General features: G+C 60.3%; 12 protein-coding genes. 9 read left to right on the top strand and 3 right to left on the bottom strand.

Translation table 11 applies throughout. From position 1 onward, the window contains the following. Positions 1-33: 33 nt before the first annotated feature. From tsaB to AB4P92_RS09725, 5 genes are all read left to right on the top strand, one after another. Complete coding sequence (gene tsaB, locus AB4P92_RS09745) at positions 34-708, top strand: tRNA (adenosine(37)-N6)-threonylcarbamoyltransferase complex dimerization subunit type 1 TsaB (protein ID WP_395599300.1); 675 nt, start codon at positions 34-36, stop codon at positions 706-708. A gap of 222 nt (positions 709-930) precedes the next feature. Then, entirely contained in the window at positions 931-1239 is a 309-nt protein-coding gene (locus tag AB4P92_RS09740) for a hypothetical protein (protein ID WP_042560798.1), read from the top strand. After that, complete coding sequence (locus tag AB4P92_RS09735; protein ID WP_042560797.1) at positions 1239-2099, top strand: DUF72 domain-containing protein; 861 nt, start codon at positions 1239-1241, stop codon at positions 2097-2099. The genes AB4P92_RS09740 and AB4P92_RS09735 overlap by 1 nt, the downstream gene beginning before the upstream one ends. A 33-nt stretch (positions 2100-2132) precedes the next feature. Further along, the gene (locus tag AB4P92_RS09730; RefSeq protein WP_395599299.1) at positions 2133-2969 is read left to right on the top strand and encodes an oxaloacetate decarboxylase; all 837 of its coding nucleotides are present in this window, start codon (positions 2133-2135) and stop codon (positions 2967-2969) included. A 2-nt stretch (positions 2970-2971) separates the two neighbouring features. After that, on the top strand, positions 2972-3664 hold the full coding sequence (locus tag AB4P92_RS09725; RefSeq protein WP_395599298.1) for an extensin family protein: 693 nt from the start codon (positions 2972-2974) through the stop codon (positions 3662-3664). A gap of 3 nt (positions 3665-3667) precedes the next feature. Here AB4P92_RS09725 and AB4P92_RS09720 read toward each other — a convergent pair whose 3' ends face one another. Next, positions 3668-4288: an energy transducer TonB gene (locus tag AB4P92_RS09720; protein ID WP_395599297.1), complete on the bottom strand. Its 621-nt coding sequence runs from the start codon at positions 4286-4288 to the stop codon at positions 3668-3670. 92 nt (positions 4289-4380) lie between these two features. Here AB4P92_RS09720 and AB4P92_RS09715 point away from each other — a divergent pair, with 92 nt between their 5' ends. Beyond that, positions 4381-5163: a class I SAM-dependent methyltransferase gene (locus tag AB4P92_RS09715; RefSeq protein ID WP_115146447.1), complete on the top strand. Its 783-nt coding sequence runs from the start codon at positions 4381-4383 to the stop codon at positions 5161-5163. Positions 5164-5377: 214 nt separating this feature from the next. Here the strand turns inward: AB4P92_RS09715 and AB4P92_RS09710 are convergent, their stop codons facing one another. Then, on the bottom strand, positions 5378-6013 hold the full coding sequence (locus tag AB4P92_RS09710) for a TetR/AcrR family transcriptional regulator (RefSeq protein ID WP_042560793.1): 636 nt from the start codon (positions 6011-6013) through the stop codon (positions 5378-5380). 94 nt (positions 6014-6107) lie between these two features. On the opposite strand from AB4P92_RS09710, the gene AB4P92_RS09705 reads away from it, so the two are divergent. The 3 genes from AB4P92_RS09705 (at position 6108) to AB4P92_RS09695 (ending at position 12380) form a co-directional block, all read left to right on the top strand. Continuing rightward, the gene (locus tag AB4P92_RS09705; protein ID WP_200613766.1) at positions 6108-7220 is read left to right on the top strand and encodes an efflux RND transporter periplasmic adaptor subunit; all 1113 of its coding nucleotides are present in this window, start codon (positions 6108-6110) and stop codon (positions 7218-7220) included. Positions 7221-7226: 6 nt separating this feature from the next. Then, positions 7227-10295 (top strand): efflux RND transporter permease subunit, encoded by a 3069-nt coding sequence (locus AB4P92_RS09700; protein WP_395599296.1) that lies wholly within the window; start codon positions 7227-7229, stop codon positions 10293-10295. A 1827-nt stretch (positions 10296-12122) separates the two neighbouring features. Beyond that, positions 12123-12380, top strand: a complete 258-nt coding sequence (locus AB4P92_RS09695) for a DUF6124 family protein (RefSeq protein ID WP_200613760.1) — start codon at positions 12123-12125, stop codon at positions 12378-12380. A 59-nt stretch (positions 12381-12439) separates the two neighbouring features. Here AB4P92_RS09695 and AB4P92_RS09690 read toward each other — a convergent pair whose 3' ends face one another. After that, complete coding sequence (locus AB4P92_RS09690; RefSeq protein ID WP_042557857.1) at positions 12440-13129, bottom strand: DUF4197 domain-containing protein; 690 nt, start codon at positions 13127-13129, stop codon at positions 12440-12442. Positions 13130-13147 lie beyond the last annotated feature (18 nt).

The following is a 13147-nucleotide window of genomic DNA, read 5'->3' as shown; positions in this document are numbered from 1 at the left end:
CGCACTTTTTTCCCACCTGTTTTGGAAACATCGATGAGCACCTTGCTGGCCCTGGACACCGCGACTGAAGCTTGCTCCGTTGCCTTGCTGCATGACGGCAAGGTCACGAGCCATTACGAGGTGATCCCGCGCCTGCACGCGCAGAAACTGCTGCCGATGATCCAGCAATTGCTGGCCGACGCCGGCACCACGTTGCAAGCGGTTGACGCAATTGCCTTCGGCCGCGGCCCGGGTGCGTTTACGGGTGTGCGCATCGCCATTGGCGTGGTGCAGGGGCTGGCGTTCGCGCTGGATCGTCCGGTGTTGCCGGTGTCCAACCTTGCCGTGCTCGCGCAGCGCGCATTTCGTGAGCATGGCGTGAGCCAGGTGGCCACGGCCATCGATGCGCGGATGGATGAAGTGTATTGGGGCTGCTACCGCGAAACGGCGGGTGAGATGCGTCTGGTCGGAGCTGAAGCGGTGTTGCCGCCGGAAGTCGCGGCACTGCCGGCCGATGCCAGCGGCGACTGGTTCGGTGCGGGCACCGGTTGGAGTTACGCCGAGCGCATCGCGGTCAATCCGACCGGCTCCGATGCCGGCATGCTGCCTCACGCTGAAGACCTGCTGACGCTGGCGCGATTTGCCTGGGAGCGTGGTGAGGCGATCCCGGCGGATGATGCACAACCGGTTTACCTGCGCGACAAAGTGGCCACTCCAAAAGCCCGTTAAGCCTTTAAGAGATCGCAGCCTTCGGCAGCTCCTGCAGGGGTCGTATTCCAACTGTAGGAGCTGCCAAAGGCTGCGATCTTTTGATCTTCCAGGCGCCAATCGTCAGTTTCTGATCCCGCGTTTTAAACCTTTTGCTCTTTATGTGTTCTAGTTATCACTCGGCAGTTTGCTAAGTCGGTCAAGTGCCGCTAAATTGCCATCATTGATACCGAGCATGACTTTATGCGTATAGACGGCGTTTCCACTCAGTCCTACCCCATCAAGCGCAAGCCTCGCAAAGGCAATCCGGCGCTGGACGAATCCGTTGATGATATCGACGGCGAGCTGGAATTCCCGACTGAAGAGCAACTGGCCGCCCGCGCTGCCAAAGCCTCTGCGCAACGCCTGGCCAATCTGCCCGCCCGTCAGCAAGACATGATCTACCACCGAACGATGAAGAAAAGTGTAGCGATGGCTCTGGCCAGCTACCTCAGCACCGCCGGTTTTGTGGATTGGGACGCGGATGTGCTGGGCCTCGATCTGTACATCTGATGGATCTGCCTTACTACCTCGGTTGCCCGTCCTGGAGTGAAAACGCCTGGCGCGAGTATCTTTACCCGGTAGATGCAAAAACCTCCGATTTCCTCAGCCTCTATTCCCAAGTGTTCAACGCGGTGGAAGGCAACACGACGTTCTACGCCAGCCCTTCGCCCGCCACCGTGCAGCGTTGGGCCGAGATCATGCCTGCGCATTTTCGCTTCACCGCCAAGTTCCCCGGCGACATCAGTCACGGCGGCGATTTGCGTGAACAACTGACCGCCGCCGAAACCTTCCTGCAATTACTCAAACCCCTCGGCGAGCGTGTATCGCCGCTGTGGCTGCAACTGTCGAAAGGTTTCGCACCGCATCGGCTGCCGGAACTGGCGGCATTCATCGATGCGCTGGACTGCCCGCTGGCGGTGGAAGTGCGCCACGAGCAGTTCTTCGCCAAGGGCGAGAGTGAGCGATTGCTCAATCGTCTGCTGCTTGATCGGGGCGTGGAGCGTATCTGCCTCGATCCGCGTGCGCTGTTCAGCTGCCTGTCGACCGACTCTTCGGTCATCCACGCACAATCGAAAAAACCACGAGTACCGACGCGTCCGGCGGCGTTCACGCAGTTCCCGCAAGTGCGCTTTATCGGCCATCCGGAACTGGAAGCCAACGATCCGTTTCTTGTGCCTTGGGTGGCGAAAATTGCCGAGTGGATTGAAGAGGGCCGCACGCCATACATCTTCCTGCACACCGCCGACAATCTGCTGGCAGCAAAGCTCGCGCAACGTTTTCACGCACAACTGATGCAACGTTTGCCTGGCCTGCCATCTCTGCCTGAGCTATACAGAGAGCCCGCCGCGGAGCAACTTGGCCTGCTCTGAGGCAGATTCGTTTTCCTGCCCAGGAGCCAGCCGATGGACGCGCAAGCCCTTACAGAACAAGCCCGTAAAGCCCAAGCCTTCAAGGCCCTGCATGAGCGTCCTGGGATTTTTGTCATTCCCAATCCGTGGGATGCCGGCTCGGCGAAGATGCTTGCAAGCCTGGGCTATCAGGCATTGGCGACCACCAGCGCAGGTTATGCGTTTTCCCAGGGTAAAGCCGATGGTGCCTTGAGCCTGGATGACACCTTGGCCAACGTCCGGGCGATAGTCGCATCGACCGATTTGCCGGTGGCGGTGGATCTGGAAAACGGTTTCGCCGACGACCCGGCCGAGTGCGCGAAGAGCTTGTTGCGTGCAGCAGAGGCCGGCGCGGTTGGCGGTTCGATCGAGGATGCAACGGGCCGCGCAGACGCGCCGATCTATTGCTTCGAACACGCTGTGGCGCGCATCGAAGCCGCAGTTGCCGTGGTGCGCACGCTGCCGTTTCCCTTTCTCCTGACGGCGCGGGCGGAAAACTATCTGCACGGCAATCCCGACATCAGCGACACTATCCGCCGCTTGCAGGCCTTTGCCGAGGCCGGCGCCGACGTGCTGTATGCGCCGGGTTTGCGCACCGCCGAAGAGGTGATTGCAGTGGTGCAGGCGGTGGCGCCGAAACCGGTCAATGTGTTGATGTCCGGCGGTTTGAAACTCACTGTGCAGCAACTCGAAGAAATGGGCGTGCGCCGGATCAGCACCGGTTCTGCACTTGCACTGGCGGCGTTCGGTGAGTTTTTCCGTGCGGCTGAAGAGATCCAGCAGTCCGGCACCTTCGGCTTCACTTCGCAGTCGATGCCGTACGCCAAAGCCAATCAGTTTTTCAAAGGCTGAGCATGGGACGTTGGATTGCGCTGTTTATTCTGCTGAGCATCGGCGGCGCTGCGATCAGTGTCTGGCGTGGTTGGCTGGAGGTGCCGGCGCAATTTAATCCGTGGGCGCCGCTGGACGTGAAAGCCCCGCCTAACTGGCTGACCGGCTACAAGCTGATGCGCTTGCGCGGCGATCCCGAACTCTGCGCCCAGGCACTGCGCAGTTCCGCATTGCGCGTCACGCCGCAGTCCGACAGCCCCGGTGCCAAGTGCCCGCTGATCGGCGCTTTGCGCGTGCAGGGCGGCGAGGTGGCGCTGAGCAGCAGCTTTCTCGCCAGTTGTCCGCTGGCAGTCGCGTACGCGATGTTCGAACGGCACTCGCTGCAACCCGCTGCACAGGCCATTTACGGCCAGAACGTCGCGCGTCTCGATCACCTCGGCAGCTTTGCCTGTCGTAATATCTATAACCGCGAGAGTGGCGCGCTCAGCCGCCATGCCAGTGCCGATGCACTGGATATTGCCGGTTTTCGGCTGGCCGATGGCCGGACCGTCAGCGTGCTCAAAGACTGGCCCAAGCAAAATCAGGACGCACAGTTTCTGCGTCAGGTGCGCGACGGCGCCTGTGAGGCGTTCAGTGTGGTGTTGAGTCCGGATTACAACGCCGCCCATCGCAATCACTTTCATGTCGATGTCGGGCGCTGGAGCGTGTGTCGCTGAGGTTTAAGCGGCGATGCGCAGGTTCTGCAGAACAATCGGGCGTGCCCAGCCGTTATCGAAGTCCAGCGCTTTCTGCTGCTCGACGATTTCTTCCGGCGGGAATGGCGGGTAAGGCTTTTGCAGCAGGTCCAGGTCGAACTCGGCAATCGGCAAATACAGCGGACGCTTCTGCGGCGCGGCACCCGGTTCCGGAATCGGTTGACCGTTGTTGATCACGATCGGACGAACCCAACTGCTGTCGAAGTCCTGTTGCCCTTGTTGAGCCTTGATTTCTTCTGGCGGGAACGGTGGGAACGGTTTGTCCAGCAGCTCCATTTCGAACTCGGCGATCGGCAGGAACAGCGGCTCTGGCGGACGCATCTGGGTTTCAACCACATCGCATTCGCGCTGGCTGATGATGTGTGCGTGCAGTTCGCTGCCGACGGTCGGTTCTTCTGGGCTGGTCAGGTCAACCGGGGGAAACGTGCCGCAGGCCGGCACCACATCACTCGTCTGTTCGGCCATCGCCTGGGCAAAGAAATCCTGCCACAGGTGGCTGACGCCGCTCAGTGCTTGAGTGTTATGACGGCTGAAATCGCCATGGGGCGAGATGTAGCCAATCGATGTGGGAAGAATGCCTGACATTTTTTTCGGTTGACGCTCAGCTCTGGCAAAATGCGCGTTGAATGAGTTATCGGCGGTTTTTGCCGATCCTTAAATTTTTGAGCGTGTTTTCCATGACTGAGCAACCCGCGGCCTGCCGCATCCATGTCGAAGCTCTCGGCCCGACGTACGCAGCGCAAGCCGAGCAGTGGGCCGAGCGCCTGGGCCTGCCGCTTGAAGTGGTCGACGGCGAGTTTGCCTTGCAGGTCGGCGAGCAGGGTTTGCAACTGCAACAACTGGGCCCGGACGCGCCGGGGCCGGTGCGCGTGGACTTCGTCGAGGGTGGCGCGGCGCATCGTCGGTTGTACGGTGGTGGCAGCGGGCAGATGATCGCCAAGGCTGTCGGCGTCGCTCAAGGCGTGCGCCCGCGGGTGCTGGATGCGACGGCGGGTCTGGGCAAGGATGCGTTCGTGCTGGCCAGTCTGGGGTGCGAGATGAGCCTGATCGAGCGTCAGCCGCTGATCGGTGCCTTGCTGGAGGATGGTCTGGCGCGGGCGGCGGAAGATTTCGATGTGGCGCCGATCGTGGCGCGGATGACGTTGCTCAAGGGCAACTCCATCGAGGTCATGCGCAACTGGGAAGGCGAGCCGCCGCAGGTGATCTACCTCGACCCGATGTTTCCCCATCGCGAAAAAACCGCACTGGTGAAGAAGGAAATGCGCCTGTTCCGGCCGCTGGTCGGCGATGATCCGGATGCGCCCGCGTTGCTCGAAGCGGCGCTGGCGCTGGCGACGCACCGCGTGGTGGTCAAGCGCCCGCGCAAGGCACCGTGTATTGAGGGGCCCAAGCCGAGTCATGCGCTGGATGGCAAGTCCAGCCGGTATGACATCTACCCCAAGAAAGCGCTCAAACCTTAATACCGAGTCGCTGCCAATCGCTGGCAAGCCACACAGGTTTTAGCGGTGTGCACACAAATTGTGTTCACACCCAGTCCCCACAGGTTTTTGCGGTTGTGCACACAAGTTGTGCTCGCACCCAGTTCCCAAAGGGGGGAGTGTGCACTACTGGTCACACGATGATCCCTGTGGGAGCTGGCTTGCCAGCGATGGCGTCAGTCCAGTCGCCGCAAAGTCAGGGCCGATACGCCCGCATAAACAACCCCACCACTTCCCGCACGTGGCTCTCTGAAGCTTCCTCACCCAACGGCTCACCACAGCCATACAACAAGCGAAAATTCCCCGCGCCCTTGATCAAGCAGAAAAAATGCTCCGCCGCATTGCGAGGCAGATCAATGCTCAGCGCGCCGCTGTCATGGATCTGCGTCAACAGCCGCTCCATGCCCTGCACCATGCGCTGCGGACCTGCCTCGAAGAAGATCAGCGACAGCTTCGGATCCTGACTGCCCAGCGCCATGATCAGGCGATGCAGATTCACCGATTCGTCGCTGTTGATCAGCTGATGAAAGCCTCGGGCAATGTTCAGCAACACCTTTTCCACGGCGATGCCGGCCGGCAATTCGAAGAACAGCGGCGGCAATTGCTCCTCGCATTTGGCCATCACGGCGGCAGAGAACAGTGTCTCCTTGTCGTTGAAATGGCTGTAGACCGTCAGTTTAGAAACCCCCGCCTCGGCGGCCACCGCGTCCATGCTGGTGTTGGCATAGCCGTGACTCAGAAACAGAGTTTTCGCCGCATCGAGGATGGCCTGGCGCTTGGCCAGATCCTTGGGGCGGCCCGGGCCGTTTGGAGCTGAAAGATTGTTCGACATTCTTCGCTTTTATTACTGGACTGGTGAGTTTGCTATTAATAACATACCCGCCAGTATAATTATTCCAAGCACCATTAGCGAAAGGTCCGTCATCATGTTCCGCCATGCACTGCACCTCACGTGGCCATTTGCATTGCCAGTCAGTCTGGTTTTTTTATTGTCCGCGTGCGGCCAGGAAGAGGCGGCGCAAGTCACCGTACGACCGGCCATGGTGGTGCACCCAGAGCCTTCGGCGCAGGCGATGGAAAGTTATCCGGGCGAGGTGCGCGCTCGCTACGAACCCGATCTGGCGTTCCGCATTGGAGGCAAAGTCAGCCGACGACTGGTCGATGAAGGTCAGCGTGTGAAGGCAGATCAGCCCCTCGCCGAACTCGATCCGCAGGACGTGCGCCTGCAACTGGAAGCCACCCGCGCTCAGGTTTCCGCCGCTGAAGCCAATCTCAACCTCGTCCGTGCCGAGCGCGACCGCTACAAAACCCTGATGGATCGGCAGATGGTCAGCCGCTCGGCGTACGACAACGCCGAAAATCTCTACCGCTCCGGCGAAGCCCGCCTCAAACAGATCAAAGCCGAATTCAACGTCTCGACCAATCAGGCCAGTTACGCCGTGCTGCGCGCGCCACAGGATGGCGTGGTGGCCAAGCGTTCGGTCGAAGTAGGGCAAGTGGTCGCCGCCGGGCAAACCGTGTTCACCCTCGCCACCGATGGCGAACGTGAAGTGCTGATCAGCCTGCCGGAGCAAAGCTTCGGCCGCTTCAAGGTCGGGCAACCGGTGTCGGTGGAACTCTGGACCCAGCAGAATCAGCGCTTCGCCGGGCAGATTCGTGAGCTGTCGCCGTCTGCCGACCCAAGATCGCGCACCTTCGCCGCGCGAATTTCCTTTACCAGCGGCAAGGTCCCGGCCGAACTGGGTCAGAGCGCCCGGGTGTTTGTGCAATCGGCCGATGCCGTGTCGCTGTCGGTGCCGCTCTCGGCGCTGACCGCTGAAAATGGCGCGACCTATGTCTGGGTCGTTGGCGCCGACAACACATTGAAGAAAACCCCGGTGCGCGTCGGCCCGTTTGGCGAGAAAGTCGTGCCGGTGCTCGAAGGCTTGAACGCCAATGATTGGGTGGTCGCCGCTGGTGTGCATGTACTGCTCGAAGGGCAGCAGGTGCGACCCGTTGATCGCTCCAACCGTGTGGTCAATCTGGCGGACAAGGAGTAAGCCCCGATGCGCTTCAACCTTTCTGAATGGGCGCTGCGTAATCGCCAGATCGTACTGTTCCTGATGCTTTTGCTGGCCATCGTCGGTGCGTTGTCCTACACCAAGCTCGGCCAGAGCGAAGACCCGCCGTTCACCTTCAAAGCCATGGTCATCCAGACACGCTGGGCGGGCGCGACGGCGCAGGAAGTGTCGCGCCAGGTGACCGAGCGCATCGAAAAGAAACTGATGGAAACCGGCGAGTACGAACGCATAGTTTCCTTCTCGCGTCCCGGCGAATCTCAGGTCACGTTCATTGCTCGCGACTCGATGCATTCCAAGGACATTCCCGAGCTCTGGTATCAGGTGCGCAAGAAGATAGGCGACATTCGCCAGACCTTGCCACCGGGCATTCAGGGGCCTTTTTTCAACGATGAATTTGGCACCACCTTCGGCAATATCTACGCGCTGACCGGCGACGGTTTCGACTACGCCGTGCTCAAGGATTACGCCGACCGCATCCAGATTCAGCTGCAACGAGTCAAGGATGTCGGCAAGGTCGACTTGCTTGGTTTGCAGGACGAGAAGATCTGGGTCGAGCTGTCCAACGTCAAACTCGCCACTCTCGGTTTGCCGCTGGCGGCGGTGCAACAGGCGCTGGAAGAGCAGAACGCGGTGTCCACTGCTGGCTTCTTCGAGACGGGCAGCGAGCGCTTGCAGCTACGGGTCACGGGGAATTTTCAGACAGTCGACGAGATCAAGAACTTCCCGATCCGCGTTGGCGATCGAACGTTCCGTATCTCCGATGTTGCCGACGTGCGGCGCGGTTTCAACGATCCGCCGGCGCCGCGCATGCGCTTCATGGCTGAAGACGCAATTGGTCTGGCCGTGGCGATGAAGGACGGCGGCGACATTCTGGTGCTCGGCAAGGCACTGGAAGGCGAGTTCTCGCGGATCCAGAAAAACCTTCCGGTCGGCATGCAATTGCGCAAAGTCTCCGACCAGCCAGCAGCGGTAAAAACCGGGGTCGGCGAGTTTGTTCAAGTGTTGGTCGAGGCGCTGGCGATCGTGTTGCTGGTGAGCTTCTTCTCCCTTGGCGTGCGCACCGGCATGGTCGTGGCGCTGACCATCCCGCTGGTGCTGGCGATGACCTTCGCCTGCATGTATTACCTCGGCATCGGCCTGCACAAGATCTCCCTCGGTGCGCTGGTGCTGGCGTTGGGGCTGCTGGTGGATGACGCGATCATTGCCGTGGAAATGATGGCGATCAAAATGGAACAGGGCTTCGATCGCATTCGCGCGGCGAGCTACGCCTGGACCAGCACCGCGTTCCCGATGCTTACCGGTACGTTGATCACCGCCGCAGGCTTCCTGCCGATTGCCACGGCGCAGTCTGGTACTGGCGAATACACCCGTTCGATTTTTCAGGTCGTGACGATCGCGTTGCTCGCTTCATGGGTGGCGGCGGTGGTGTTCGTGCCGTATCTGGGGGAAAAACTCCTGCCGGATCTGGCGAAAATTCATGCGGCTAAACATGGCACTGCCGATGGTCAGGCAGACCCGTATGGCACGCCGTTCTATCAGCGGGTTCGACGTGTGGTGGAGTGGTGTGTGTCGCATCGCAAAACCGTGATTGTGTTGACGGTCGGGCTGTTTATCGCCTCGGTGGTGTTGTTCCGTTTCGTGCCGCAGCAGTTCTTCCCGGCCTCCAATCGGCTGGAATTGATGGTCGATCTGAAACTGGCCGAGGGTGCGTCGCTGGCCAATACCACTGGCGAAGTCAAACGCCTTGAAGCGATGCTCAAGGAGCACGCCGGTATCGACAACTATGTGGCGTATGTCGGCACTGGGTCACCGCGTTTCTACCTGCCGCTGGATCAGCAACTGCCGGCGGCGAGCTTCGCCCAGTTTGTCGTGTTGGCGAAAAACATCGAGGAGCGTGAGGCGCTGCGGGGCTGGCTGATCAGCACGCTCAACGAGCAATTCCCGGCACTGCGGTCGCGAGTCACGCGTTTGGAAAACGGCCCGCCGGTTGGCTATCCGGTGCAGTTCCGCGTCACGGGTGAACACATCGAAGAAGTCCGCGTGCTGGCGCGCAAGGTGGCGGCCAAGGTTCGCGAGAACCCGCATGTGGCCAATGTGCATCTGGATTGGGAAGAACCGAGCAAGGTTGTATACCTGAATATCGATCAGGATCGCGCTCGGGCACTTGGGGTGAGCACCGCCAATCTGGCGAAATTCCTGCAAAGTTCGTTAACCGGATCGAGCGTCAGTCAGTATCGCGAAGACAACGAATTGATCGAGATTCTGCTGCGCGGCACGGTGCATGAGCGCACTGAGTTGTCGTTGTTGCCGAGCCTGGCGGTACCGACTGATAACGGTCGCAGTGTGGCGTTGTCGCAGGTCGCCACGCTCGAATATGGTTTTGAAGAAGGCATCATCTGGCACCGTAATCGCCTGCCGAACGTGACCGTGCGTGCGGACATTTATGGCAAGGAGCAGCCAGCGACGCTGGTGAAGCAGATCATGCCGACGCTGGATTCGATTCGCGCTGAATTGCCGGACGGTTATCTGTTGGATGTCGGCGGTACGGTGGAGGACTCGGCGCGTGGGCAGAAGTCGGTGAACGCCGGGGTGCCGATGTTCATCGTTGTGGTGCTGACGTTGCTGATGGTGCAACTGCGTAGCTTCTCGCGCACGGCGATGGTGTTTTTGACGGCGCCGTTGGGGTTGATCGGGGTGACGTTGTTTTTGATGGTGTTCCGTCAGCCGTTCGGGTTTGTGGCGATGCTGGGGACGATCGCGCTGTCGGGGATGATCATGCGCAATTCGGTGATTCTGGTGGATCAGATTGAGCAGGATATTGCCTCGGGTTTGAAGCCTTGGCAGGCGATTATCGAGGCGACTGTGCGGCGTTTTCGGCCGATTGTGTTGACGGCGCTGGCGGCGGTTCTGGCGATGATTCCGTTGTCGCGCAGTGTGTTTTTCGGGCCGATGGCGGTGGCGATCATGGGCGGGTTGATTGTGGCTACGGCTCTGACGCTTTTGTTTTTGCCTGCTTTGTATGCGGCTTGGTTTCGGGTGCGTCGGGAGGGGTGAGCCTTGGCGGCCTTTGGGCCGACCATGCTGTGGGGTTTTTGGGTGAATATCCGTTTCTGCGGGTGTTGCCGCTGGCGGTTTCGCTCTTACAGCGAGTCCCTTTGGCAAACGCCCCAAAGGAACCAAAGGTCTGGGCCCCGGCGTTCGGCCCGCTCGCTGGGGCTCGGGGTTCCTTCGTTCCGGAATTGATCCGGGGGCATCGCTTCCGGTTTGCTTCGCTGCACCTCCTTTCGATGTATTCGACTTCGTCGAACGGCGCTTCGCGCCCACCCCCGGATCAATCCCTCCACTCAGCCTGCCGAAGGGGCCGGTACGGCAAGATCAAGAGCTGCAGCCGAGCTAACGCTCATCCTGTTGAGTGGTGAGAAGCGAAGCGGGGCGGGGGGTGGGCTGTTTTTGCTTTGGCTTTGGCTTTGGCTTTGGCTTTGGCTTTTGTTTTTCTGTGGGAGCGAGCCTGCTCGCGATGACGTCCTGACAGCCGACCGATCTCTGCCTGAATGCGCGCGGCCGAAATTGTGGGGGCTGGCTTGCCAGCGATGGCTTCCGTCAGGCCCCCGGTTTTCTATCTGAATGCCCCGAGCTCAAATTGTGGGAGCGAGCCTGCTCGCGAAGGCGGCCTGGCAGCCGACCGATCTCTGCCTGATTGCGCGCGGCCGATATTGTGGGAACTGGCTTGCCAGCGATGGCGTCCTGACAGGCTCCCGGTTTTCTATCTGAATGCCCCGAGCCCAAATTGTGGGAGCGAGCCTGCTCGCGAAGGCGGCCTGACAGCCGACCGATCTCTGCCTGAATGCGCGCGGCCGATATTGTGGGAACTGGTTTGCCAGCGATGGCGTCCGACAGGCTCCCGGTTTTCTATCCGAATGCCCCGAGCCCAAATGGTGGGAGCGAGCCTGCTCGCGAAGGCGGCCTGACAGCCGACCGATCTCTGCCTGAATGCGCGCTGCCGAAATTGTGGGAGCTGGCTTGCCAGCGATGGCGTCCTGACAGGCTCCAAGTTTTCTATCAGACTACCCCGAGCCCAAATTGTGGGAGCGAGCCTGCTCGCGAAGGCGGCCTGACAGCCGACCGATCTCTGCCTGAATGCGCGCGGCCGAAATTGTGGGGGCTGGCTTGCCAGCGATGACGTCCGTCAGGCCCCCGGTTTTCTATCTGAATGCCCCGAGCCCAAATTGTGGGAGCGAGCCTGCTCGCGAAGGCGGCCTGACAGCCGACCGATCTCTGCCTGAATGCGCGCGGCCGAAATTGTGGGGGCTGGCTTGCCAGCGATGACGTCCGTCAGGCCCCCGGTTTTCTATCTGAATGCCCCGAGCCCAAATTGTGGGAGCGAGCCTGCTCGCGAAGGCGGCCTGACAGCCGACCGATCTCTGCCTGAATGCGCGCGGCCGAAATTGTGGGAGCTGGCTTGCCAGCGATGGCGTCCTCATAGGCTCCCGGTTTTCTATCTGAATGCCCCGAACTCAAATTGTGGGAGCGAGCCTGCTCGCGAAGGCGATCTGAAAAGCAGAGTTGTTTAACGGTGTGACGAAAACTCAGAACCTTCCCACATGTTTTTCAGGTTGTCCGTCGGACGTGCGATCTCTAGCCTTTGGCCGTCGCTGCAAAAATCAGCGACCGGGTTTCGCAGCCCGGTTAAACTTCAGACGCACAGCGTCCACCATCCGAAAACGGGCGCTTTTTTATGCCTGTGTCATGGCGGCTGTGCGCGGGATACCTTCGGGTATGCCGGGTGCCTGAAGTCCCGGTCTGCGAACCTGCGTACAGCTGCCACCTAACATTCGTTTCGCAGCGAACGGTGGCGGCTCCACCACTTCAGGAGATTTCGCCATGTTCAAACCCACGCCAAACCCGCCCAAACCCGTCAATCATCCCAGCACGATCTTCACTGTCCTCCCCGAAGTCGATTCCGAAACACTACTCGCTCACGCCTGTGAAACGCTGGCCTCAGCCAATATCATGGCCACGGAGCTGGCGTTCACCCTGAGTGGCCCGACGTGTAATCATCTTTTGGGTATTCAGCAAATGATCTCCCTCGCAGAGCTGTCGGTGAACCGCGTCCTCGATCAAGTCGATCCGCAAATCTGACGCCCAACAAAAAGCCCGCTGAACCTGTGAGGTTCAGCGGGCTTTTTGTCGTTCAGAACTTACAACGTGCCGAACACTTTCTTCGCCAGACTCGTCGCCGCAGCGGCCGGGTTCTTGCGCAGGGTTTCTTCCTGTTTGCCGATCATTTCAAACAAGCCGTTGAGCGCTTGCTCGGTGACGTAGTTTTCGACGTTGGCGCTCTTCGCGTCGACAACGCCGAAGGTCGCGGCCTGGCCGGCGAAGGCGTTGTACTTCTGCGCTACGCCAACCTTGTCGGTCGCCTGTTTGACGATCGGCAGGAACTTGGCGCGGATCTGTTCGCGGCTGGATTTGTCCAGGTATTGGGTGGCCGAGTCGGTGCCGCCGCTGAGGATGCCTTTGGCGTCGGCGACGCTCATTTTCTTCACAGCGTCGACGAGGATCGGCTGCGCCTGGGTTACGGCAGTTTCCGCGGCTTTGTTCATGGCGGTTTCCAGCTCTTCGACCTGGGCGCCCATGCCGAAGGCTTTCATCTTGCTGGCGGCTTTGCCGAGTTTGCCCGGCAGTTCGATTTTCACGTCAGGGTTGTTGCTGAAGCCGCCCGGGGTACCTAATTGTTTGACGGCCAGTTGCGCGCCTTGGGTCAGGGCATCCTTGAGGCCGCCGGTGGCGTCTTGCTGCGACAGGTCGGCGAGCGACAGCGCCAGCACGTTGGCGGAGATCATCAGGCCCGCGCACAGGCCGGCGAAGCGAAGGGTAGGGCGGAACATGGCTGCTTCCTTGATAGA

The sequence above is a fragment of the Pseudomonas sp. A0308 genome (genome assembly GCF_044218815.1).
Classification (GTDB): domain Bacteria; phylum Pseudomonadota; class Gammaproteobacteria; order Pseudomonadales; family Pseudomonadaceae; genus Aquipseudomonas; species Aquipseudomonas iridis.
This window is presented reverse-complemented; position numbering and strand designations above follow the sequence as displayed.

Bases quoted from the DNA above. Each gene is read 5' to 3' on its own strand.
- tsaB (WP_395599300.1), top strand. From the start codon at position 34: ATGAGCACCTTGCTGGCCCTGGACACCGCGACTGAAGCTTGCTCCGTT.
- AB4P92_RS09740 (WP_042560798.1), top strand. From the start codon at position 931: ATGCGTATAGACGGCGTTTCCACTCAGTCCTACCCCATCAAGCGCAAG.
- AB4P92_RS09735 (WP_042560797.1), top strand. From the start codon at position 1,239: ATGGATCTGCCTTACTACCTCGGTTGCCCGTCCTGGAGTGAAAACGCC.
- AB4P92_RS09730 (WP_395599299.1), top strand. From the start codon at position 2,133: ATGGACGCGCAAGCCCTTACAGAACAAGCCCGTAAAGCCCAAGCCTTC.
- AB4P92_RS09725 (WP_395599298.1), top strand. From the start codon at position 2,972: ATGGGACGTTGGATTGCGCTGTTTATTCTGCTGAGCATCGGCGGCGCT.
- AB4P92_RS09720 (WP_395599297.1), bottom strand. From the start codon at position 4,288: ATGTCAGGCATTCTTCCCACATCGATTGGCTACATCTCGCCCCATGGC.
- AB4P92_RS09715 (WP_115146447.1), top strand. From the start codon at position 4,381: ATGACTGAGCAACCCGCGGCCTGCCGCATCCATGTCGAAGCTCTCGGC.
- AB4P92_RS09710 (WP_042560793.1), bottom strand. From the start codon at position 6,013: ATGTCGAACAATCTTTCAGCTCCAAACGGCCCGGGCCGCCCCAAGGAT.
- AB4P92_RS09705 (WP_200613766.1), top strand. From the start codon at position 6,108: ATGTTCCGCCATGCACTGCACCTCACGTGGCCATTTGCATTGCCAGTC.
- AB4P92_RS09700 (WP_395599296.1), top strand. From the start codon at position 7,227: ATGCGCTTCAACCTTTCTGAATGGGCGCTGCGTAATCGCCAGATCGTA.
- AB4P92_RS09695 (WP_200613760.1), top strand. From the start codon at position 12,123: ATGTTCAAACCCACGCCAAACCCGCCCAAACCCGTCAATCATCCCAGC.
- AB4P92_RS09690 (WP_042557857.1), bottom strand. From the start codon at position 13,129: ATGTTCCGCCCTACCCTTCGCTTCGCCGGCCTGTGCGCGGGCCTGATG.